Here is a 21166-nt window from a genome sequence, read left to right on the forward strand (position 1 = left end):
AGAACGGTCACATTCGGGCCCCGGTGGCCCCCGCTCCGGGTGTCAGCACCAGCCGCCTGTGCTAGCTCTGAGAGATACACGATCGCGGCGCGGCGAACCCGCGCGCGCTCACCGACAGGAAGAGGTAGACGGATATGGCATCCGCATCCACGAACCGCCGGCGCGGCCTCGCGCTCGCCGCGGGCTTCTCCGCAGCCGCCCTCGCCCTCGCGGGCTGCTCCGCCGGCGGCGGCGACGAGGACTCGTCCGGTGGCGGCACGCTCACCATCGGCACCACCGAGCAGATCACGGCGCTCGACCCGGCCGGCTCGTACGACAACGGCTCCTTCGCCGTCATGAACCAGGTCTACCCGTTCCTGCTGAACACGCCGTACGGCAGCCCCGACGTCGAGCCCGACATCGCGGAGTCGGCGGAGTTCACCTCCGAGAACGAGTACACGGTCACCCTCAAGGAGGGCCTGACCTTCGCCAACGGCAACGAGCTCACCTCGTCCGACGTGAAGTTCACCTTCGACCGCCAGGTCGCGATCGCCGACCCCAACGGCCCGTCGTCGCTGCTCTACAACCTCGAGAGCGTCGAGGCGCCCGACGACCTCACCGTCGTCTTCACGCTGAAGTCGCCGAACGACCAGATCTTCCCGCTCATCCTCTCGAGCCCGGCCGGCCCGATCGTGGACGAGGACGTGTTCGCCGCCGACGCGCTGACGTCGGACGACGACATCGTCGCGGGCGAGCCGTTCGCCGGCCAGTACACCATCTCGAGCTACGACTTCAACAACCTCGTGGCGTACCAGGCCAACCCCGACTACGCGGGCATCCTCGGCGAGGCGAAGACCGACACGGTCAACGTCAAGTACTACACCGACGCGTCGAACCTGAAGCTCGACGTCCAGGAGGGCAACATCGACGTCGCGCACCGCACGCTCAGCGCGACCGACATCGAGGACCTCCGCGGCAACGACAACGTCAAGGTCGTCGACGGCCCCGGCGGCGAGATCCGCTACCTCGTGTTCAACTTCAACACGATGCCGTTCGGCGCGACCACGGCCGAGGCCGACCCGGCGAAGGCCCTCGCGGTGCGCCAGGCGATCGCCGACCTCATCGACCGCGACGCCATCTCGGAGGACGTGTACAAGGGCACCTTCACGCCGCTGTACTCGTACGTGCCCGAGGGGCTCACGGGCGCCAACGAGGCGCTGAAGGACCAGTACGGCGACGGCGCGGGCCAGCCCGACGCCGACAAGGCCGCGCAGCGCCTCGAGGACGCCGGCATCGAGACGCCCGTCGACATCTCGATCCAGTACGTCGCCGAGCGCTACGGCCCGTCGTCGTCCGACGAGTACGCGATCATCAAGGACAACCTCGAGTCGAGCGGCCTGTTCACCGTGAACCTGCAGTCGACCGAGTGGGTCCAGTACTCCGACGATCGCGTCGCCGACCTGTACCCGGCCTACCAGCTCGGCTGGTTCCCGGACTACTCCGACGCCGACAACTACCTGTCGCCGTTCTTCCTCACGGAGAACTTCCTCGCCAACCACTACGAGAACCCCGAGGTCAACGACCTCATCCTCGAGCAGTCGGTGACCGGCGACGCCGACGCGCGCGCCGCGCTCATCGGCGAGATCCAGGACGCGGTGGCCGCCGACCTGTCGACCATCCCGTACATGCAGGGTGCGCAGATCGCGGTCGTGGGCGCCGACGTCGACGGTGCGGAGGACACCCTCGACGCGTCGTTCAAGTTCCGCTACGCCGCGCTCTCGAAGGGCTGAGTCCCGACTAGAGTCGTCGCAGCACGACGACGGGGGCGATCTGCTACCGCGGGTCGCCCCCGTCTCCCTGCACCCGTGAGGAACCAATGAGCACTGTTGACACCGCGCCCTCATCCGAGGCGCCGGCCGCGGCCCGACCCAGGCCGAAGGCCGCGGGGGGAGGGTTCGGGCGCTACCTGCTCGTCCGCTTCCTCCTGATCTTCCCGACCATCTTCATCCTCGTCACCGTCGTCTTCTTCCTGGCGCGGACGACGGGCGACCCGATCACCGCCGCCCAGGGCGGACGGCTCGGCCCCGAGGCGCTCGCAGAGCTGCGCGCCGCCGCGGGATACGACCGGCCGCTGATCGTGCAGTACCTCGAGTACCTCGCGCAGCTCGCGACCGGCGACTTCGGCCGGACCCTGACCACGAACCGACCCGTGATCGAGGTGCTGACGACCTACGGTCCGGCGACCTTCGAGCTGGTCTTCTACTCGCTCATCGTCGCGTTCGCCGTCGGCGTGCCCCTCGGCCTGTACGCGGCCTACCACCGTGACAAGGCGCAGGACGCCATCGCCCGCGTGCTCGCGATCATCTGGTACGCGGTGCCGATCTTCTTCGCGGGCCTCCTGCTGAAGCTCGTCTTCGCCGTCTGGCTCAAGTGGCTGCCCGTCGCGGGGCGCGCCAGCGTGAGCGCCGAACTCCAGATGCAGACGCTGCCGAACCCGACCGGCTTCTACACGATCGACGCGATCCGCACCGGTGACCCGGAGATCGTCGTCGATGTGCTGTCGCACGCGGTGCTCCCCGCGATCGCCCTCGGGCTGCTCACCGCGGGCATCTTCCTCCGCCTGGTGCGGACCAACGTCATCGGCACGCTCGCCACGGACTACGTGGATGCCGCGCGGTCGCGCGGCGTCGCCGAATCGCGACTGCTGCGCAAGCACGCGTACCGGCCCGCGCTGATCCCGATCATCACCGTGATGGGCCTGCAGATCGCACTCCTGCTCGCGGGCGCGGTCCTCACCGAGACGACGTTCGAATGGAAGGGGCTCGGCTTCATCCTCGCCGAGTTCCTCGAGTCCCGGGACTTCGCGGCGGTGCAGGGCATCGTGGTGCTCCTCGCCGTGATCGTCGCGCTCACGAACTTCGTCGTCGACGTGATCGCGGCGTTCATCGACCCGCGAGTGAGGTACTGACATGGCCGTCGCCGTCTCTTCGCGCCCCGGCCACCGCTGGCGCGACCGCATCCCCGTCGTCCACCAGGTGCGCCAGAGCGTCGGGCTCCAGCGCGGCATGCTCGTCGCGGGCCTGCTGATGCTCCTCGTGTTCGTCCTGTGCGCGATCTTCGCGCCGCTGCTCGCACCATACGGGTTCGCGCAGCGCTCCGACGCCGCCGGCGGGTTCGGCACGCAGCAGCCGCCGTCCGCGGCGCATCCGTTCGGCACCACGGTCGGCGGCTACGACGTGCTCTCGCGGGTGATCTGGGGCACGCAGACCGCGATCCTGGTGATCATCGTCGCCGTGGTCCTCGCGATCTTCATCGGCGTCGCACTCGGCTTGTACTCCGGCTACTTCGGCGGATGGCTCGACCGCATCCTCGTCGTCGTCTTCGACGCGATCTACGCCTTCCCCTCGCTCCTGCTCGCGATCGTGCTCTCGATCGTGATCTCCGGCGGGCAGTCGAACCTCTGGGGCGGCGTGCTCGCGGCGGCGGGGTCGATCACGGTGGTCTTCATCCCGCAGTACTTCCGCGTGATCCGCGCGGAGACCGTGCGGATCAAGGCGGAGGCGTACGTCGAGTCGGCGAAGGTGCTCGGCGCGCCGAACCGCCGAATCGTGTTCCGGCACGTGTTCCGGAACGCCACCCGCACCCTGCCGCTCATCATCACGCTGAACTCGTCCGAGGCGATCCTCACGCTCGCCGCGCTCGGCTTCCTCGGCTTCGGCATCGAGCCGACCGCGGCCGCGGAGTGGGGCTACGACCTGAACAAGGCGCAGTCGGATGTCACGAGCGGCATCTGGTGGACGGCGCTCTTCCCCGGCCTCGCGATCGTGTTCACGGTCCTCGCGATCACGCTCGTGGGCGAGAGCCTGAACGACCTCGCCGACCCGCGCCTGCGCGGACGCCGGCGGGTCGCGCAGTCGGCGGGCGAGGTCGCCGAGACCTCGGTCGTGCCGGGCGGCACCCTCGACGCGGGTCCGGGAGGGCTCGCCGGCCTCGAGGACGGGGAGACGTTCGACGAGCACGGGATCGAGGTCAAGCGATGAGCACGGTGGTCGACATCAGGAACCTCGGCGTGTCGTTCTCGACCGATGCCGGTGCGGTGAAGGCCGTCGACGACGTGAGCCTGTCGGTCGAACGCGGCGAGGTGCTCGCCATCGTCGGCGAATCGGGCTCGGGCAAGACCGTGACGGCGAAGACGATCCTCGGGCTGCTGCCCGAGACCGCGACGACGAGTGGCGCCGTGGTGCTCTCGAACCGCGCGGGCACGGGCGAGCACGACGTCATCTCGCTGACCGGCTCCCAGCTGCGAGGCATCCGCGGCACCGATGTCGCCATGGTCTTCCAGGAGCCCTCGACCGCGCTGAACCCGGTCTACACGGTCGGCTGGCAGATCATGGAGGGCCTGCGCGCGCACGGCCAGGTCTCGAAGGCCGACGCGCGGAAGCGCGCGATCGAGATCCTCGGCCGCGTCGGCATCCCCGACCCGGAGCACCGCGTCGACCACTACCCGCACCAGTTCTCGGGCGGGCAGAAGCAGCGCATCGTCATCGCCATGGCGCTCGTGCTCGAGCCGGGCCTCATCGTCGCCGACGAGCCGACGACGGCGCTCGACGTGACCGTGCAGGCCGAGATCCTCGACCTGCTGCGCCGCGTGCGCGACGAGTTCGGCACCGCGATCGTGCTCATCACGCACAACATGGGCGTCGTCGCCGACCTCGCCGACCGCGTGGCCGTGATGTACCAGGGCAGGGTGGTCGAGGAGGCACCGGCGCGCGAGCTCTTCGCCGACCCGAAGGCCGACTACACGAAGGCGCTGCTCGCGGCCGTGCCGTACGTCGGCCACGGCGTCGCGCGGGCGGCGGAGCGCGCCGCGGCCCGTCCGGCCGACTGGGCCGAGCAGCCTCCGGTCGTCGAAGCGCGGGGGCTCGAGATCGAGTACCCGGGCCGGTTCGGCCGTGCGGGCTTCCGGGCCGTCGACGGCGTCGACCTCCTGATCCGGCCCGGCGAGGTGCTCGGCCTCGTGGGCGAGTCCGGATCGGGCAAGACGACGATCGGTCGCGCGATCGCCGGGCTCACGAAGGTCACGGGCGGTTCGCTGCAGGTGCTCGGCCACGAGATGCTCGGCATCCGCGAGCGGCAGTTCCGGCCGACGCGCAGCCGCATCGGCTTCGTGTTCCAGGACCCGGCCTCGAGCTTCAACCCGCTGCTCACGATCGCCGAGTGCGTGGCCGAACCCCTCGTGATCCACGAGCGCGCGGTCGACGCGCGCGACGCGCGGCCCCGGGTGGACGAGCTGCTCGAGGCGGTGCAGCTGCCGGCCTCCTACGGCGACCGCTACCCGCACGAGCTGTCCGGCGGCCAGCGGCAGCGTGCGAGCCTCGCGAGGGCCATCGCGCTCGAGCCCGAGCTGCTCATCGCCGACGAGCCGACGTCGGCGCTCGACGTGTCGGTGCAGGCGCGCGTGCTCGAGCTGTTCGCCGAGCTCCAGCGCGAGTTCGGGTTCGCGTCGCTGTTCATCAGCCACGACCTCGCCGTCGTCGACCTGCTCGCCGACCGCATCGCGGTGCTGTACCACGGGCGGCTCGTCGAGGAGGGGACGGGCGCCGAAGTCCTGGGCGCGCCGACCGATCCGTACACCCAGCGCCTGCTCGCCTCGCTGCCCGTGCCCGATCCGGTCGCGCAGGCCGATCGGCGCGAGGAGCTCCGGCGCCTTCGCGAGGAGGCCGGGCGATGAGCCGCGACGCAGCCCACGGCTACCCGGTGGTCGTCAGCGACCTCTCGGTCGAGTACCCGGCGCGCGGTCCGAGCGCCGCGCACGTCGCCCTGCACGGCGTCAACCTGCGGGTCGCGCCCGGCGAGGTCGTGGGCCTCATCGGCTCAGCCGGCAGCGGCGCGTCGACGCTCGCGCGCGTGCTCTCCGGGGCCGCGTTCGAACCCGTGCTCGCGAGCGGCGAGGTCCGGCCGGTGATCACGGGCGGCGACGCCATGGTGCTCGGCACGCCGCTCCGCGGCGTCTCGCGGCGCAAGCTGAACGCACTGCGGTTCCACGTCGGCTATCTCGCGCAGGACGCGTCCACGCGGCTGCCCTCCGACCGCACGGTCGCCGAGATCATCGGCGAACCGATCCTGGAGCGCGACCACCGGTACAACCGGGCGGCCCTCGCCACCCGTGTCGCGACGATGCTCGACGCCGTGCGCCTGCCGCTCGGCATGCTCGAGAAGTTCCCGTACGAGCTGAGCGGCGGCCAGCGCCAGCGCGTGGCGCTCGCGCGTGCGCTCGTGCTCGGCCCGAAGCTCCTCATCGCCGACCAGCCCACGGCCGGGATCGACGTCACCGTCCGCGACGCGGTCGCCGGGCTGTTCACCGAGTTGCGCGCGGCCCAGGCGTTCTCGGCGATCGTGATCTCGCACGACCTTCCGGTGCTGCGTCGCGTCGCCGACCGGATCGCCGTGCTCGACCGGGGCGAGGTCGTCGCGGACGGCACGATGGAGGAGGTCCTCGACGACCCGCTCCACCCGTACGTGAAGGCGCTCGCGGGCGCGATCGACGACGGGCACGCGATCACCGACGACCTCGGACCCGACGGGCGTCGGTGAGCCCGACGGGGAGCGACCGGATCCGCCATGAGCCGGTGCCGGGTGCGCCCGGTGCCCGGATTGCGGCCGGCACGCCGCCGGAGATCGGACCGATCGCGATCCTGCCCGACGCCGACCCGGCGTTCGTCGCGGCGGCATCCGTCGCCGGAGGACGCGTCGAACCGCTCTCGGGCTCGACGCGCGGGCTCGTGTGGACGAGCTCGGCCGACGCCGACCGACTCGAGGCGATCCTCGCCGAGCATCCGGCGATCTCGTGGGTCCAGTTGCCGTGGGCCGGCGTCGATGCGTTCGCCGACCTGTTCGAGCGCCATCGCGGCGACGGGCGCGCGTGGACGAGCGCCAAGGGCGCGTACGCGCAGCCCGTCGCCGAGCACGCGCTCGCGCTCGCCCTCGCGGTGCTGAGGGAGTTCCCGCGACGCGTCCGCGCGTCCGGGTGGGAGGCCGACGAGCGGGGCCGCACGCTGTACGGCGGCGATGTCGTGATCGTCGGCGCGGGCGGCATCGCCGTCGAGCTGTTGCGCCTCCTGGAACCGTTCCGCGTTCGCACGACGGTCGTGCGACGAGCGGATGCGGCGGTGCCCGGCGCGACCCGGACCGTCACGACCGATCGGCTCGCGGACGTCCTCGGCACGGCCGAGGTCGTGTTCGTCGTCGCCGCGCTCACGAGGGAGACCCGCGGGCTGATCGGCGCGGCCGAGCTCGCGGCGATGCCGGCGGGTGCCGTGCTGGTCAACGTCGCCCGCGGGGGACTGGTGGACGGCGACGCGCTCGTCGCGGCGCTCGATTCGGGTCGGCTCGGCGGCGCGGGTCTCGACGTCACGGACCCCGAACCGCTGCCGGCGGGGCATCCGCTGTGGACGGCGCCGAACTGCCTCGTGACGCCCCACGTCGCCGATACCGACGCCATGACGGTGCCGCTCTTCGCCCGGCGGATCGCGGCGAACGTGGCGGCCTTCGTCGACGGCGGGACGCTCGACGGCCGCGTCGACCTCGACGCCGGATACTGACGTCTGCTGAGCCCGGCTCGGATTGGGAGTCCAGCGCTCGCTTTGCTACAGTATCTCTGCGCCCAGCGTGATCCTCCATAGCTCAATTGGCAGAGCAATCGGCTGTTAACCGATAGGTTCTTGGTTCGAGTCCAAGTGGGGGAGCTTCTTCGGCCCGGACCACCTCGTCCGGGCCGTTCTCGTTCCCCGGTGCACTCCGATTTGCGTGCGGACGCCGACTGCGGGTCAACTTGGATCCGTGCCCGGACCCGACGTCGACGCCTCGATCCGCGGTGCCCGACGCGACGGGATCGCCGTGGGGCTCGCGACGGCCGCCTACGGCATCTCGTTCGGCGCCCTCTCGGTCGCGTCGGGGCTCGACGTCTGGCAAACGTGCTTCCTCAGCCTCGTGATGTTCACGGGCGGGTCGCAGTTCGCACTCGTCGGCGTGATCGGCGCCGGCGGGGTCGCCGCCGGCGGCTCGGCGATCGCGGCCGCCGCCCTGCTCGGCGTGCGGAACGTCGTCTACGGCATGCGCATGCGACCCGTGGTCGGCGAGCACGGCCTCGCGCACCGCATCGCCGCGGCCTGGCTGACCATCGACGAGTCGACGGCCGTGGCGCTCGCGCAGGCGAACGAGCGTGCCGCACGGGTCGGATTCTGGGTGACCGGCCTCGCGATCTTCATCGGGTGGAACCTCACCACCCTCGCCGGCGCGCTCATCGGCGACGCGCTCGGCGACACGCGGGCCTACGGGCTCGACGCCGCGGCTGCCGCCGCGTTCCTCGGCCTGCTCTGGCCGCGACTGAAGCGCGTCCAGGCGGGGGCGACCGCCGTGCTCGCGGCGGTCGTCGCGACGGTTGCGACACCGGTCCTGACGCCCGGTCTCCCCGTGCTCGTCGCGGCCGCCGTGGCGCTCGTCGTCGGGTGGTTCGACCTCTTCCGCAGGCGGGAGGCCGCGCGATGACCGTCTGGCACGTCATCCTGCTCGCGACCGCGGCGACGCTCGCGCTGAAGCTCGCCGGGCACCTCGTGCCCGCGTCGTTCCTCGAGCGCGAGCGGCCGGCGCGCATCGCGGACCTGCTCACGGTCGCCCTCCTCGCGGCGCTCATCGCCGTGCAGACGCTCGCGGTGGGCCAGACGCTGGTCGTCGACGCCCGCGTGCCGGCGCTCGTGGTCGCCGCGGCGCTCTACGCCGTGCGCACGCCCTTCATCGTCGTGGTCGCGGCGGCCGCCCTCGTGGCGGCGGGCATCCGCTACGTCGCCTGAGCGGCCGCGCGTCGGTGCCGCGACGGGCGAGGCGAGCGGATGCGTCGGCTCATGCGTCGAGGTCGTCGACGCCCGGCGTCCAGCTGGAACCCGGCCGACCCCAGCCGCGCTTGCGCGTGATCTTCTGCACGATGCGCTGGTCGTGGTCGTCGAGCCGGTCCATGTAGAGCACGCCGTCGAGGTGGTCGTACTCGTGCTGGAAGATGCGGGCGAGCCATCCGTCGGCGACGATCTCGAACGGTTCGCCCTCGAGGTCGGTGGCGCGCAGGATGGCGCGTTCCGCGCGGCGCAGCGCGAACCGCTCGCCCGGGAACGAGAGGCACCCCTCGGACTCGTCGTCCTCGTCGGGCATGCCCGGCACGGGCGGCGAGATCCACAGCTCGGGGTTGATGGCGACGCCGCGCCACTCGCGGTCGTCCTCATCCGTCCAGCCGAAGGTGAACAGCCGGAGCGGGACGCCGACCTGCGGCCCCGCGAGGCCGACGCCCGGCGCGGCATCCATCGTCTCGAACATGTCGCGCACCAGGGTGCGGATCTCGTCGTCGATGGTCTCGACCGGCGAGGCCGGCGCATGGAGCACGGGGTCGCCCGTGATTCGGATCGGGAGCACGGCCATTCGCCAAGGATATCGGCGGGGCAGCCGGTAGGGTCGAGGGGTGGATCCGGACCTCAGCGAACTCACCGAGCTGATCCCGCTCGATCCGACGCAGTTCATCGGCATCCCGCTCGCGCTCGTCGGGGCGGTCTTCCTGTCGCTCGGGGCCCAGTTCCAGCACCGCGGCGTGGTCAAGGTCGAGGCGAACACGGCCGACACCCTCGGCAAGGGACTGAACGGCAAGCAGCTCGCGCTGCTGCTCGCCCGACCCTCGTGGGTGCTCGGCACGCTCATGCTCGGGCTCGCGATCGTCTTCCAGCTCTCGAGCCTCTACTTCGCGCCGCTGATCGTGGTGCAGCCGCTCGGCGCGCTCGCGCTCGTGATCACGTCGATCCTCAACTCGCGCATCAACAAGGTGAGCCTGAATCGCAAGTCCGTCATCGCGATCGTGATGTGCGTCGGCGGCGTGTTCGTCTTCGTCGGCGTGGCCGCGTTCACCGCGGTCGACAAGCCGGTGCAGGCGCGCCAGCTCATCACGATCCTGATCATCCTCCTCGTGGTGCTCGCCGCAGCGGCGATCACGTTCGCGCTGTTCCGCCGTCGCATCCGCGCAATTTTCTACGTGCTCATGGCGGGCGTGCTCTACGGGTTCGTCGCGACGCTCGCGAAGGTCGTGCTCTCGCGCGTCGACCAGGGCGAGTTCGACTGGCTGACGTTCCTCTGCGTGATCGCGTTGCTCGCGGCCACGGGGCTCGGCGCGTACTTCGTGCAGAACGCGTACGCGAGCGGCCCGCCCGACCTCGTGATCGCCGGCCTCACCGTCGTCGACCCGATGGTCGCGGTCCTCATCGGCATCGTGGTGCTCGACGAGGCGTCGCAGGCGCCGCCGTGGGCGATCGCGGTGTTCGTCGTGACGGGCGCGGTCGCGATCTGGGGCGTGTTCCTGCTGGCGAAGAACCACCCGCAGACGCGACTCTGAGTGCGGTGCGCTGCGAGCCGCGTTCGTGCGTCGCGCCGCTCATCCGAGCACGCCCAGGCGTGTGAGATCGTCGCTGCGGAGGGTGCTCTCGTAGACTAGGGTCGGATGAACCCCGCCCACGCGGCCAGTCTTCACCCCGACGGGCCAGGTATTCGGCCCCACCCCGTTCCACGAACAGCGAGGTACAGCACCACGTGTCCGACTCAACGAGCGTGTCCGCCGACCCCGGCCCGGAGCGCCCGCTCCGGATCCTGATCGGCGCCGACACCTTCGCGCCCGACGTCAACGGAGCCGCCCGCTTCGCCGAGCGGCTCGCCGCCGGACTCGTCGAGCGCGGGCACGACGTGCACATCGTCGCCCCCGCCGCGAGCCGCAAGCACGGCACGTGGAAGGAGGTCCACGAGGGCCAGGAGCTCACGGCGCACCGACTGCTGAGCTGGCGCTGGTACCCGCACGACTGGCTGCGCTTCGCGCTGCCGTGGCGGATCAAGCAGAACAGCGCCCGCATCCTCGACGAGGTGAAGCCCGACGTCGTCCACTTCCAGTCGCACATCGTCGTCGGTCGCGGCCTCTCGATCGAGGCCGCGAAGCGCGGCATCCGCATCGTCGGCACGAACCACTTCATGCCCGAGAACATGCTCGAGTTCACGCTGATCCCGAAGGCGTGGCAGGACTGGTCGGTCGGGCTCGCGTGGAAGGCCGCGCGACGCACGTTCGGGCGGGCCGAGTCCGTCACGACTCCGACGCGCCGGGCCGCCGACTTCCTCGAGAAGTACACGGGCCTTCGCGGCGTGCACGCCATCTCGTGCGGCATCGACGCGCACAAGTACTCGCCGAACTGGGAGCCGCGCACCGAGAACCGCATCGTCTTCGTCGGCCGCGTGACCGGCGAGAAGCAGATCGACGTGCTCCTGCGCGCCGTGACGCTGCTGCCGGCCGAGCTCGACGTCAAGGTCGACATCGTGGGCGGCGGCGACCAGAAGCGCAACCTCGAGCACCTCGCCGTCGAGCTCGGCATCGCCGACCGCGTCACCTTCACCGGCTACGTCACCGACGAGGAGCTCCGCGAGGCGTACCACCGCGCGTCGGTGCTCGCGATGCCCTCGATCGCCGAGCTCCAGAGCATCGTCACCATGGAGGCCATGGCCTCCGCGCTGCCCGTCGTCGCCGCGAACGCGATGGCCCTGCCCCACCTCGTGCACCACGGCGAGAACGGCTACCTGTTCGAGCCCGGCGACCCGAAGGACCTCGCCGACATGCTCCGCACGGTGCTCGAGGCCGCACCCGACGACTACAACGCCATGAAGGCGCAGTCGCTGAAGCTCATCAAGGCGCACGACATCACCCGCACGCTCGACACCTTCGAGAGTCTGTATCGTGGTGAGCGCGTGACCGATCCGGTCACCGAGTCGATCCCGGTCATAGTCCCCGACTGAGGTCGCTCGCGGGGCGGTAGCTCAGCCGGTTAGAGCAGTGGACTCATAATCCATCGGTCACCAGTTCAAGTCTGGTCCGCCCCACAAATACCTGATCAAACAGCATTTCTGCCGACGCTTGTGGCCGCCGTCAAGGGCCGTTCGACAGCACTAGACGGGATCAGAGGGGTTTTCGGTTGAGGTAGAGCCCGGTGGGCGTGAGATCGAACGGTCTCGGGTGATCATCATCGGCGGTATGGTGCTCGCGCTCGTCCAGGCCGGGCGATCGCAGGCACTCTCACTCAGGGGAGCGGGACTGTGAAACTCATCATCGTCACCGACCTCACTCCTGAACACCCCAGAACTCTTGGTGTCGGGGAAGATCCCGATCGCCTTACGGCTGAAGCGCGCGATTCTCTGGAGCCATGCTGTCCCGAGGAGCTCGTCCTTCGCAAGGCCGCTTAGGCGCGTCAGTGCGGACGGGCACAGGCTGTCGTTGAGCCCGAACCTATTGCAAAACTGCGCCAGCGAGGCCATCCTTCACACAGGAGGCACGGCAGCTCATAAGCGGGGGGTCGAAATGCAGCTGAGCCTAGGCAACACTTGTGTGCAAACCAACAACATTTTCGAGCAGCTGAACGCCGCTGAATGAAGCCAAGTTTGTGGCGAAGCTCCTAGTCGCCAAACGCGGGTCCAAGATATCGACCGCGGGCGACTGGAGAGCCGGCTGCAGGCTGATCGCGTTCGGGACCGGTAGTGGCGACGGTAATCGGCACGTCCAACAGCGCCGAGACGGCGTTGCTTCGCCAAGCGCTGGACGAGGGCGGCTTCGCCGAAGGTGCGGATCCGTACGGCGTCCATGTCGTGGACGACCTAGGTGCCGCGGTGGGCAGGCAGATGACCGACCAGCGGGTCATCGTCGTGTCGTGCGGTCGCCAGTCCGACGGCATGTGGGGGCTCCTGGCGCGCGGCGTCGAGGACGTCATAAGCTGGACGGGGGAGGAGACCGTCCGTGTCGTCCTGGCGCGCCTGGAGCGGTGGCGGGAGGTCGACCGGCTGCTGTCCGCCAAGCTGGTCGCGTCGCTGGTCCACGGGCGTTCCACAGCCATGCGTCGCCTCCTGGTCGACCTCGTCGAGCTCGCGGCGTACGGGTCGGGGCCGATCCTGCTCGTCGGCGAGACCGGGACCGGCAAAGAGCTCGCCGCCCGCCTCGTGCACGCGGTGGCCGAGAGCTCGTCTTCCCTCGTCGTCGTCGATTGCACGACGATCGTGCCGTCCCTATCCGGCAGCGAGCTCTTCGGCCACGAGAAGGGAGCGTTCACGGGTGCGGACCGGGCCCGCGCGGGCGCGTTCGCGGCTGCGGACGGCGGCACCCTGTTCCTCGACGAGATCGGCGAGCTGCCCCTGGACCTGCAGGCCGAGCTGCTGCGCGTCTTGCAGGAGGGCACATACAAGCGCGTCGGTGGCGACACGTGGTCACGCACGCGCTTCCGCCTGGTCAGCGCCACGAACCGCGATCTCGAGAGCGAGCAGCGGCAGGGCAGGTTCCGCAGCGACCTCTATCACCGCATCGCTTCCGGCGTCGTCCGGCTCCCACCGCTGCGGGAGCGCGCCGAGGACCTCGAGCCGCTGTTCGAGCACTTCCTCGCCGAGGCGGCCGGTCGCCACCTGGACGTCTCACCGAGTGTCGTGGCGCTGCTCCGGGACCGGGAGTTTCCCGGCAACCTCCGTGAGCTGCGTCAGCTGGCGTACGCCGTCGCGGCCCGGCACGCGGGGCCGGGCGCCGTCAGCCCAGGTGACGTGCCGCCGGGCTACCGGCCCGCGCGTGAGGCGCCCGAACCGGTCGCGTCGTCCCGCCGGCTGCTGGACCTTGCCGTGCGTGCTGCCCTGGCCGAGGGACTGAGCCTGCCCGAGCTCAAGACCGTCGTCGGCGACGTGGCGGTCGAGGCCGCGTTGGAGGAGAACGAGGGGAGCGTCCGGCGGGCGGCCGCGATGCTCGGGGTGACCGACCGGGCGATCCAGCTTCGGCGCAAGGGCCCCGCGGCCGCGCCGGGCGTCCCCCTCTGAGACTTAGGACTGCCCGTAGCCCGCCTCGGCCTCCAGCTCGGCGGCGAGCTCGCGGAGGAACTCCGCCATCTCCAACAGCTCGTGCTCGATGTCGGCGCCGGTGCGTGAGGCCGACTTCTGCGGGAGGCTGATCCGGAGCTGCGTCGCATAGTTGTCGCGGATCTGGCCCTCGATGAGGTTGCCGAGCTGGGTCGGGCACTGCCAGCGAGGGATCCTGTCGGCCGCCGCTGTCACCGTAATCGTGCCTGGCAGGCGATACCAGGTCCTCGGACGTGGGACGCGCTTCCGCGGCCGCCAGGCCGCCACGATCGTGCGGAGCTCGCCCGAGTCTGCCGCGAGGATCTCGTAGCGGGTCCGCGTGGCGTCGACGGGGCGGTAGGTGAGGAGCTGCGGCGTGATGGCGGCGCGCGCCGCGTTGCGTCTGACGAGCTGACGAATGCCGTCCGAGATCCCGTCGGCGTTGTGGGGCTTGATCTCGGCCACGACGCGCTTGCGTGGGAACTTCACGAGGTCCTGCGGCCAGGGCCTGACATCGATGGTCATGATTGTTCTCCTTGTGGTCGTCTGGACGCCCACACGTCCAGGACGGTGAGGGCGAGCAGGGTGGCTCCGTCGAGCACCGCACGGTCCCCGGCCGGCGACCCCGCGGCCCGCGTGAAGGCGCGCGAATGAGGTGCGACGTCGCCGATGGCGAGCTTGGGGTGTGCGACGGGGACGACGTGGCTCACGTTGCCGAGGTCGGTGCTGCCGGCGGTGAGCAGGTCGCGCGGGTCGGCGGCCCGCGGTGACCGGCCGAGGTCGCGCAGGTGTCGCTCCAGGGAAGCCGCCAGCCGGCGGTCGGTGCGCAGCTCCCGGTAAACCCGACCTGCGGGCACGACGCGCGACGTGCACCCGGTCGCCAGTGCCCCGGCGCGCGCGGACCGGGCGACGAGATCGGCCAGCCGTTCGAGGCCGGCCGTGGTCCCCGCGCGGGTCATCACGCGCAGTTCGGCGTCCTCCGGCACCACGTTAGGCGCCGTACCGCCGCGGACCAGCACGGCGGTAACCTGCTCGCCATGGCCAAGGCCGGACCGTGCCGAGCCCAACGCCTGGTACGCGAACACGGCAGCGTCGAGAGCGTTGCGGCCGCTGCCCGGCGCCATCGCCGCGTGGGCGGCGCGACCCCGGAAGAGGACCGAGGAGGACGCCGCGGCCCGGAAGGGCGCGCGGACCTGGTCATGCGGACCGGGGTGGACGAGCAGCGCGGCCGCGGCGCCGTCGAAGGCGTGTCGGCGCAGCAGCTCGATCTTCCCGCCGCCGCCCTCCTCGGCGGGCGTGCCGAGCGCGACGACCCGCCCGCCCGCGGAACCTGCCAGCGGGGCCAGGGCGGCAGCAGCACCGGCCGCCGCCGCCGCCACCACGTTGTGCCCGCACCCGTGGCCGAGCCCCGGGAGTGCGTCGTACTCGCAGCACAGCACCACCAGCGGTCCGGTGGTGCCCGCGGTCGCACGGAACGCGGTCGGCAGGCCGTACGCCGGCAGCTCGACCTCGAGCCCCGCGCCAGCGAGGTAGGCGGCCAGCCGTCGGCTCGACCGGTGCTCGCCCCAGGCCGGCTCGGGGTGGGCGTGCAGGTCGTGGGAAAGCGCGAGCAGGCCGGGTGCGAGGCGCCGTACGGCACTCCGCAAGTCGGCCCGTGGCGGGGCCAGGGTGGTCATGCCGCTCGCCGATCCTCGAGGCGCCGGCGGCGGCGCGCCCGGAACCGCCGCCGTGCCGGAGCCGTGAGCCGGAGCACATTGCCGGCCAGCACGTCGCGCAGTCCGGCGGCGTCCACCGGCAGCGACAGCGCCTTCGCCAGCTCGATACCCGGGTGGAGGAACGGGCCGTCGCTGCCGAAGAGCACCTTTCGCGGCCCGGCCCGGCGTACGGCGTCCTCCAGCAGGTCGTAATAGCGCACTCCTGACGTGTCGGTGAAGACGTTGGGCAGCCGCACCAGCTGGTCGACGAACGCGCATTGCGCTTTCCAGTCGTCGGCGAAAGACGACAGGTGCGGGATCACCCAGGCCACGTCGGGGTAGGCGCGGGCGACCATCTCGACGGTCGCAGTGTCGCCCGCTGGGTCGTAGAGCACGGGAAGTCCCCACCGGCGCGCCGCCTCGGCCACCTCACGGGTGATCCGCGCGTCGTGGGCGTGTACCTTGATCCCGCAGAAGCCCTGCCGCACGCCCGTCGCCACTCGCTCGGCGACGCGGCCCGACTCGGTCCGCGTGTTGACGAACAGGTAGCCGAGGAATCCGGGGCGGGTGGCGATGATGCGGGCGATCTCGGCGTTCGCGCGCGGATAGTCGGACGTGAGCGGGGGCATTATCACCGCGCCGCGGATCCCGGCGGGGCGGGCTCGGCTCAAGTAGAGCGGCAGGGACCCCTCCGTGTCCCAGGGGCCGCGCAGCCCGTCGCCCGTCCCGATGTGGACGTGCGCGTCGATGACCAGCGGCCGGCTCATGCCGCGCTCCTCGTCACGGCCGCCCGGAGCGCCCGGTCCAGCCGGCGCAGCTCCGCGTCGCCGTGGTCGGCGCGCAGGCAGATGGTCAGCGTCGGACGGCCGGTGCATCGCCCCGTGGTGGCGAGCGAGCGGATGCCGGAGGACGCGAGGGCCCGGTGGATCTCGAGCGGTTCGCTGTGGCCGCCTTCGGTGGCGACCACCGGGAAGGGCACGCCCAGCGGTCGCAGGTGGAGCTCCTCGAGGGTGCGGCGGGCGCGGAGCACCAGTCGCGCCAGCCGCGCCCGACGGCCGTCGAGCGAGTCGTCGGCGACGGCGCTTCGCAGGGCGGCAATGTCGGCAGCGGTGGGCGGTCCTGCATGGATCCGCGCGGGGCCTTCTCGGCGTACCCGCTCGATCCGCGCCGCGGGTCCGGCGACCACCGCGAGCGGGGCCGAGAGCCCCTTCGCGAGGGACGCGACGGTGAGCCCCGGCTCCACGTCGAGCCAGGCCGCCGTGCCGCCGCCACCGGTGCCGAGGATCCGCGACGACGTGTCGCGCACGCCCAGCACGCCCGCCGCGAGGGTGTCGTCGACGACCAGCTCACCGTCGTGCCGGCGCGCGACGTCGGCCAGGTCGCGCAGCGGTGCGGGCTTCAGGCAGGAGCCGCACAGGCCGTCGGTGACGAGGACGACGTGTCGGTGCCGGCTGGCCTTGCGGGCCGCGTCGTGGGCATCGTGGTGGCGGAAGGTCACCGGGCCCGCGCCGGGCAGCGCGGAGACGACCGCGCCGACCGCCCACTGGCCGATCGGGTAGATCGCCTCGTCCAGCAGGATCGTCGCGCCCGGTGCACGGGTCGCCAGTGCGTCGACCAGTCCGTGCAGGCTGGTCCGCGCGAGCACCCCGTCCGCGGCGCCGATTCGCCGCGCCACGGTGTGCGCGAGCGGTCGGCCGGCCTCCCGGTCTTCCACCACTGCCGGCCGCCCGGTCGTCAGCGCCGCCGACGTGCCGGACGGCCGGAGGCCGAGGAAATGGGCAGAGGTGAAATCGCCCTCACGCACGGGCCCGCGCGCCGGAGAGCCGGCGGGCCAAGAGCGTGGACGGCATCTCGGTGTTCGGCTCCTCGGCGAGGTCGACGCCAGTCGCGGCGCGGTAGGCGGCGGCGTACTTCTGGATGCCGTAGCGGAACGCCTGCGCCCAGGTGGCGGCCTCGGCCCCACCGACGGCGGGGTCGGCCCAGTTGCCGAGACGAATGGTGAGCACCAGCTGCTCGCCGATCGTGGCGAGGTCGTTGAAGTGCATAATGCTGGTGTCGGTCCAGCCCTGGATCGTCTTCATGCTGTCGACCCGGTCCATCCAGTGCTCGGGGTACGGCGTCATCGGCCGCCCGCCGAGGAACTCGCGCATCTGCGGCTCGGCCAGGATCGACTGCATCACGAGGAACTCGGCACGCGCGGCGACCGCCATCTCGCCGTACTGGTTCTGCGTCCCCTGCGAGAGCACGATGTGGCAGTCGCGCAGCGCCCGGTAGAGCGGGAACGCGTCGGCCTGCACGGTGAGGTCGTCGAGCTCCCTGAAGTAGCGGTGGGCGAGGAACAGGACCTGGTGGAAGGTCGCGATGAAGCCGTTGCGCCGTTCGACCACCGAGTGCGGCCGCGGGACCGCACGACCGATGAGCGAGAAGCCGTACTCGTACTCGTACTCCACGGCACGACGGCGGACGGTGAGCCGGTGCACCTCGTCCTCCGTGTAGCCCCACAGCCGGTTCCGCAGCGGGAGCAGCGGGGTGACGTCGAAGCGGGCGAGCGGGTCGCGGCCGGGCAGCCGGCGGTTCTGGAAGCGGGCCAGGATCACGTTGAGGGTCTGCACGAGCATCCCCTCCTCCAGCCAGTAGTTCCAGATCAGCTCGACGCCCGGGAGGTACGGCGTGTGCGCGTCGCGGGGGAGCTGGATCGCGGGGAACTGCGACTCCGTCTCCTCGAGCTTGCCCTCGACGTAACCAGCCGGGAGCAGGTCGCCGAACGAGGTGACCTTGGCCTGCGAGACGAAGTCGCGGGCGGCGTTGCGTAGCGCCTCGTAGGGCTTACCGCCGAACACCGGCCACGCGTTGGCGTCGTCGTACTCCTCGCCCTTTCCCCACTCGGCCTCGAGGAACTTGCGGAACTCGGCGTACGTGACGGGCGAGCGCTGCTCGGTTTCCCCCTTCGGGCCCTCCCGGACCAGCGCGACCCGGATCGGCTCGCCGACGTCGGGAGAGTCGTGGGACGAGGAGTCGACCCGCTCGCTCTCGGAGATCGAGAAGGCGTCCTCGTCGAGGAGCTGCAGCTTGCCGAACCTCGTCTTCGGGGACCTCGCGTTGGCCGGGGGAGTCCCGAGGTAGAGGTGCACCTGGTAGTCGCCGGGGTCGAAGCCGGGTTTGCGGTCGGCGGTGACGTACTGGAAGTGGTCGTCGGTCACTGTGACGGAGAACTCCTGGCTCAGCTCGAGCCCCTGGGGCGTCGCCCGACGGTCGACCTCTGCGCCCGCGACGGGCCTTCCCTCGTCGTCCAGGATCAGCCAGGTGAAGGTCTCCACCGTCGACTCGACCGCGATCTGGAGAACGACGTCGTCGTCACGCCCGATGTGGTCGTGGCGGGGCCTGATCTCGTTGGACATGTTGACTCCTTCTCATGAGGCGCGTGCGAGCATGCGCCGGTTGGTGGTGATCTGCTCTGCGGAGGCGAGGGTGCTGCGGAGCGCCCAGGCCCGGAGGAGGGTGCCGATTAGCTGGCTCTCGGCCTCGGGGGTGATCCGGCCGGCCGCGCGCGCCTGCCCGGCGACTGCGAAGACGAGACTCGGACGCTGCCGCGCCATCACCCCGACGTCGCCGCGCCACGTGGCGTGCAGCTGGAGCAGGCGCGCCGGTACGCGCTCGCCGACGGGGAACGCCTCACGCAGCGTCCGTCCGCCGAGGCTCGGGGAGCGGTGGGCCAGCAGCGCCGCGACGAACGCCGGGATCCCGGCCTCGAGCGCGGCGAACTCCTGCTGGCGGGCGGGGGGGAGGGTCGCAACCGGGTTGAGCGCCTTCCAGGTGGCGCGCATGCTGACCCACTGAGGGTGCGGGTAGAACGCCTCGCCCATCGCGCAGCTGAGCAGGACGCGGATGTACGGGATCGGGTGCGGGTCGTCGCCGGACGGCCGGAAGACGAAGAAGCGTGGCAGGCTGACGACCGCCAGCAGGCCGAGGGTCGAGGAGATCCCGAGCGTGGCCACCGACCACAGGTCGGCGACGATCTCGGAGATGGTCTGTTCCCAGCTGCGCCACACGGCTTGCTCCCGGGCTCCGGCCGGACGTCGTGCGGCGAGATCCTTGCGCAGGCTCTCCACCAGGCCGAGGAGCGCAGCTCCCTGGTGGCCGACCTCGTGGACGAGGGAGGAGGCGATGCCGTGCCCGACCATCCGCTCCCGCGGGATCCGGATGATCGCCGCGGGGCTGAGGTCTCCGCCGGGCATCTTGGTCTTGGCCCGTCGGATGGCGGCGCCGGGTCCGCGGGCGAGGTAGCAGACCGCCGGTGGCGGGTCGGTGACCAGCGGGGTGATCCGCAGGGCGTCGTCGGCCAGCACGTCGAGGCCGGACAGCCAGGTGCCGGTGCGTGCCTCGCTGCGCTGGGTGACGACCTCGGTGAACATGTCGAGCTGGCTGAGGATCGAGTTGAACCTCATCCGGATCAGCACGAAGCGGTGCTGCTGCTCCGCAGGCGGCGCCTGCCGCCCCGGACCCCGCAGCCACGTCAGGTATTCCTCCACCCGCCGCCGCAGCACGGTCCGGCCGGTGTGCAGGAACCGCTCGATGTCGAGGGCCGCCCGCGGCGGCAGCGCGGCCGCGGGGACCATCGTCTCGTGCAGTGCCAGCGGCCGGATCTGATTGAGGCGTGCCAGCAGCCCGCGGGCCTCCATCTCCAGGAGGGCGGTGCTGCCGGGCAGGCGGGGGTTCATCGTGCGACCTCAGGCCCCGACCAACACGATCTGGTTGCCGCGCCGGTACCAGCGCCCGGCAGGGCCGCCGACTTCGTGGGCCTCATGCGACTCCTGCTGCTCGAAGGCCTCGTAGCTATCCATCTGCGAGCCGTCGTCGTCGAACGGCTCGGAGCCGCCGTGCTGGCCCCCGCAGGAGCAGGCGTGCGGTTGCCGGTCGCCGGCCGGGTCCCAGGCCGGCGCGCCCCAGCTCGGGCCGCGGCGTGAGCGCCACTGGTTGCGGCGACCGTACGGCGGCCGGAGCAGCGACGGCGCGTACCGGCGGGCCGAGGACACGGCGGCGCTTCGGGCGACCGTTCGAGGCGGGACGCCGTACGGCGCGCGCATCGCGTTGCGGACGGTGCCGTTTGCCCAGCGGACGTAGCGGCGGGCCGCCTCGAGCTCCGCCTCGGCCTCGGCCATCGTCTCGCGCTCCTCGGCCTCGAGGAGCTTGGCGGCCATGCTGCCGAGCTTTCCGCCGAGTGCGGTGCCGATGCCGGGCGCGACGAACGAGCCGAGCGCGGAGCCGACCATCGGCAGCGCCGTCTTGGCGACGTTGCGGAGGACACCGCCGACGGCCTTGCCGACGCTGGACTTCATGAACGAGCTGGCGCCGCGGGCGACCCTGCGCACGAGCTTGCCGAGGAACTCCTCGAGCTCGGCCTCGTTGTTGATCTCGAGCAGCTCCTGGGCGAGCTCGAGCTCCAGGCTCTCGTGCAGCTCGCCGGAGAGCTCGTACGACTCGTGGACCTCAGGCTGCTCCCACTCGTGGGACTCGTGCAGCTCGGGCTGCTCCCACTCGTAGGACTCGTGCAGCTCGGGCTGCTCCCACTC

19 protein-coding genes and 2 tRNA genes are annotated in these 21166 nt (G+C 71.4%); 13 read left to right on the forward strand and 8 right to left on the reverse strand.

Annotated elements, in window-relative coordinates; all coding sequences use genetic code 11:
- The first annotated feature begins 134 nt into the window (after nucleotides 1-134).
- The 9 genes from GLX25_RS06565 (at nucleotide 135) to GLX25_RS06605 (ending at nucleotide 8828) form a co-directional block, all read left to right on the forward strand.
- Nucleotides 135-1769 (forward strand): ABC transporter substrate-binding protein, encoded by a 1635-nt coding sequence (locus GLX25_RS06565; RefSeq protein ID WP_155841483.1) that lies wholly within the window; start codon nucleotides 135-137, stop codon nucleotides 1767-1769.
- Between the two features lie 86 nt (nucleotides 1770-1855).
- Nucleotides 1856-2947, forward strand: coding sequence for an ABC transporter permease (locus GLX25_RS06570; RefSeq protein ID WP_155841484.1), 1092 nt, complete (start codon nucleotides 1856-1858; stop codon nucleotides 2945-2947).
- A gap of 1 nt (nucleotide 2948) precedes the next feature.
- Nucleotides 2949-4019 carry an ABC transporter permease gene (locus GLX25_RS06575; protein ID WP_155841485.1) on the forward strand — a complete coding sequence of 357 codons (1071 nt, stop codon included), beginning with the start codon at nucleotides 2949-2951 and terminating at the stop codon, nucleotides 4017-4019.
- Nucleotides 4016-5710, forward strand: coding sequence for an ABC transporter ATP-binding protein (locus GLX25_RS06580; RefSeq protein ID WP_155841486.1), 1695 nt, complete (start codon nucleotides 4016-4018; stop codon nucleotides 5708-5710). Before GLX25_RS06575 ends, GLX25_RS06580 begins: the two co-directional genes overlap by 4 nt.
- On the forward strand, nucleotides 5707-6573 hold the full coding sequence (locus GLX25_RS06585) for an ATP-binding cassette domain-containing protein (protein ID WP_155841487.1): 867 nt from the start codon (nucleotides 5707-5709) through the stop codon (nucleotides 6571-6573). The genes GLX25_RS06580 and GLX25_RS06585 overlap by 4 nt, the downstream gene beginning before the upstream one ends.
- Nucleotides 6570-7580 carry a D-isomer specific 2-hydroxyacid dehydrogenase family protein gene (locus GLX25_RS06590; protein ID WP_271192445.1) on the forward strand — a complete coding sequence of 337 codons (1011 nt, stop codon included), beginning with the start codon at nucleotides 6570-6572 and terminating at the stop codon, nucleotides 7578-7580. Before GLX25_RS06585 ends, GLX25_RS06590 begins: the two co-directional genes overlap by 4 nt.
- 71 nt (nucleotides 7581-7651) lie before the next feature.
- Nucleotides 7652-7724: transfer RNA gene (locus GLX25_RS06595), tRNA-Asn, on the forward strand.
- A gap of 94 nt (nucleotides 7725-7818) precedes the next feature.
- Nucleotides 7819-8526, forward strand: coding sequence for an AzlC family ABC transporter permease (locus GLX25_RS06600; RefSeq protein WP_166548536.1), 708 nt, complete (start codon nucleotides 7819-7821; stop codon nucleotides 8524-8526).
- Entirely contained in the window at nucleotides 8523-8828 is a 306-nt protein-coding gene (locus GLX25_RS06605) for an AzlD domain-containing protein (protein WP_155841488.1), read from the forward strand. The genes GLX25_RS06600 and GLX25_RS06605 overlap by 4 nt, the downstream gene beginning before the upstream one ends.
- Nucleotides 8829-8877: 49 nt before the next feature.
- On the opposite strand, the gene def is transcribed toward GLX25_RS06605, so the two are convergent.
- Nucleotides 8878-9444 carry a peptide deformylase gene (def, locus tag GLX25_RS06610; RefSeq protein WP_155841489.1) on the reverse strand — a complete coding sequence of 189 codons (567 nt, stop codon included), beginning with the start codon at nucleotides 9442-9444 and terminating at the stop codon, nucleotides 8878-8880.
- A gap of 40 nt (nucleotides 9445-9484) precedes the next feature.
- Here def and GLX25_RS06615 point away from each other — a divergent pair, with 40 nt between their 5' ends.
- From GLX25_RS06615 to GLX25_RS06630, 4 genes are all read left to right on the forward strand, one after another.
- On the forward strand, nucleotides 9485-10402 hold the full coding sequence (locus GLX25_RS06615) for a DMT family transporter (RefSeq protein WP_166548537.1): 918 nt from the start codon (nucleotides 9485-9487) through the stop codon (nucleotides 10400-10402).
- A gap of 194 nt (nucleotides 10403-10596) precedes the next feature.
- Nucleotides 10597-11838, forward strand: a complete 1242-nt coding sequence (locus tag GLX25_RS06620) for a glycosyltransferase (protein WP_271192444.1) — start codon at nucleotides 10597-10599, stop codon at nucleotides 11836-11838.
- 10 nt (nucleotides 11839-11848) lie between these two features.
- A tRNA-Ile gene (locus GLX25_RS06625) sits at nucleotides 11849-11922 on the forward strand.
- 651 nt (nucleotides 11923-12573) lie between these two features.
- Nucleotides 12574-13884, forward strand: coding sequence for a sigma 54-interacting transcriptional regulator (locus tag GLX25_RS06630; protein ID WP_155841490.1), 1311 nt, complete (start codon nucleotides 12574-12576; stop codon nucleotides 13882-13884).
- Nucleotides 13885-13887: 3 nt separating this feature from the next.
- Here the strand turns inward: GLX25_RS06630 and GLX25_RS06635 are convergent, their stop codons facing one another.
- From GLX25_RS06635 to GLX25_RS18315, 7 genes are all read right to left on the reverse strand, one after another.
- Complete coding sequence (locus GLX25_RS06635) at nucleotides 13888-14427, reverse strand: hypothetical protein (RefSeq protein WP_155841491.1); 540 nt, start codon at nucleotides 14425-14427, stop codon at nucleotides 13888-13890.
- Nucleotides 14424-15578, reverse strand: coding sequence for an amidohydrolase (locus tag GLX25_RS06640; protein WP_155841492.1), 1155 nt, complete (start codon nucleotides 15576-15578; stop codon nucleotides 14424-14426). Before GLX25_RS06640 ends, GLX25_RS06635 begins: the two co-directional genes overlap by 4 nt.
- A complete protein-coding gene (locus GLX25_RS06645; RefSeq protein ID WP_155841493.1) occupies nucleotides 15575-16363 on the reverse strand; it encodes an amidohydrolase family protein in 789 nt (262 codons plus the stop codon). The genes GLX25_RS06640 and GLX25_RS06645 overlap by 4 nt, the downstream gene beginning before the upstream one ends.
- Nucleotides 16360-17313 (reverse strand): aminotransferase class I/II-fold pyridoxal phosphate-dependent enzyme, encoded by a 954-nt coding sequence (locus GLX25_RS06650; RefSeq protein ID WP_166548538.1) that lies wholly within the window; start codon nucleotides 17311-17313, stop codon nucleotides 16360-16362. Before GLX25_RS06650 ends, GLX25_RS06645 begins: the two co-directional genes overlap by 4 nt.
- Before the next feature lie 79 nt (nucleotides 17314-17392).
- Nucleotides 17393-18994 carry a hypothetical protein gene (locus tag GLX25_RS18310; protein WP_166548539.1) on the reverse strand — a complete coding sequence of 534 codons (1602 nt, stop codon included), beginning with the start codon at nucleotides 18992-18994 and terminating at the stop codon, nucleotides 17393-17395.
- Between the two features lie 12 nt (nucleotides 18995-19006).
- Nucleotides 19007-20314 (reverse strand): hypothetical protein, encoded by a 1308-nt coding sequence (locus tag GLX25_RS06655; protein WP_155841495.1) that lies wholly within the window; start codon nucleotides 20312-20314, stop codon nucleotides 19007-19009.
- A gap of 9 nt (nucleotides 20315-20323) precedes the next feature.
- On the reverse strand, nucleotides 20324-21166 hold an 843-nt coding region (locus GLX25_RS18315), incomplete at its 5' end, for a hypothetical protein (protein WP_205719841.1).

Source organism: Agromyces luteolus (genome assembly GCF_009729855.1).
Taxonomy (GTDB): Bacteria; Actinomycetota; Actinomycetes; order Actinomycetales; family Microbacteriaceae; genus Agromyces; species Agromyces luteolus.

What these genes read in the sequence shown, in the direction of transcription:
- GLX25_RS06565 (WP_155841483.1), top strand. Translation starts at nt 135, where the DNA reads ATGGCATCCGCATCCACGAACCGCCGGCGCGGCCTCGCGCTCGCCGCG.
- GLX25_RS06570 (WP_155841484.1), top strand. Translation starts at nt 1,856, where the DNA reads ATGAGCACTGTTGACACCGCGCCCTCATCCGAGGCGCCGGCCGCGGCC.
- GLX25_RS06575 (WP_155841485.1), top strand. Translation starts at nt 2,949, where the DNA reads ATGGCCGTCGCCGTCTCTTCGCGCCCCGGCCACCGCTGGCGCGACCGC.
- GLX25_RS06580 (WP_155841486.1), top strand. Translation starts at nt 4,016, where the DNA reads ATGAGCACGGTGGTCGACATCAGGAACCTCGGCGTGTCGTTCTCGACC.
- GLX25_RS06585 (WP_155841487.1), top strand. Translation starts at nt 5,707, where the DNA reads ATGAGCCGCGACGCAGCCCACGGCTACCCGGTGGTCGTCAGCGACCTC.
- GLX25_RS06605 (WP_155841488.1), top strand. Translation starts at nt 8,523, where the DNA reads ATGACCGTCTGGCACGTCATCCTGCTCGCGACCGCGGCGACGCTCGCG.
- def (WP_155841489.1), bottom strand. Translation starts at nt 9,444, where the DNA reads ATGGCCGTGCTCCCGATCCGAATCACGGGCGACCCCGTGCTCCATGCG.
- GLX25_RS06635 (WP_155841491.1), bottom strand. Translation starts at nt 14,427, where the DNA reads ATGACCATCGATGTCAGGCCCTGGCCGCAGGACCTCGTGAAGTTCCCA.
- GLX25_RS06640 (WP_155841492.1), bottom strand. Translation starts at nt 15,578, where the DNA reads ATGACCACCCTGGCCCCGCCACGGGCCGACTTGCGGAGTGCCGTACGG.
- GLX25_RS06645 (WP_155841493.1), bottom strand. Translation starts at nt 16,363, where the DNA reads ATGAGCCGGCCGCTGGTCATCGACGCGCACGTCCACATCGGGACGGGC.
- GLX25_RS18310 (WP_166548539.1), bottom strand. Translation starts at nt 18,994, where the DNA reads ATGTCCAACGAGATCAGGCCCCGCCACGACCACATCGGGCGTGACGAC.
- GLX25_RS06655 (WP_155841495.1), bottom strand. Translation starts at nt 20,314, where the DNA reads ATGAACCCCCGCCTGCCCGGCAGCACCGCCCTCCTGGAGATGGAGGCC.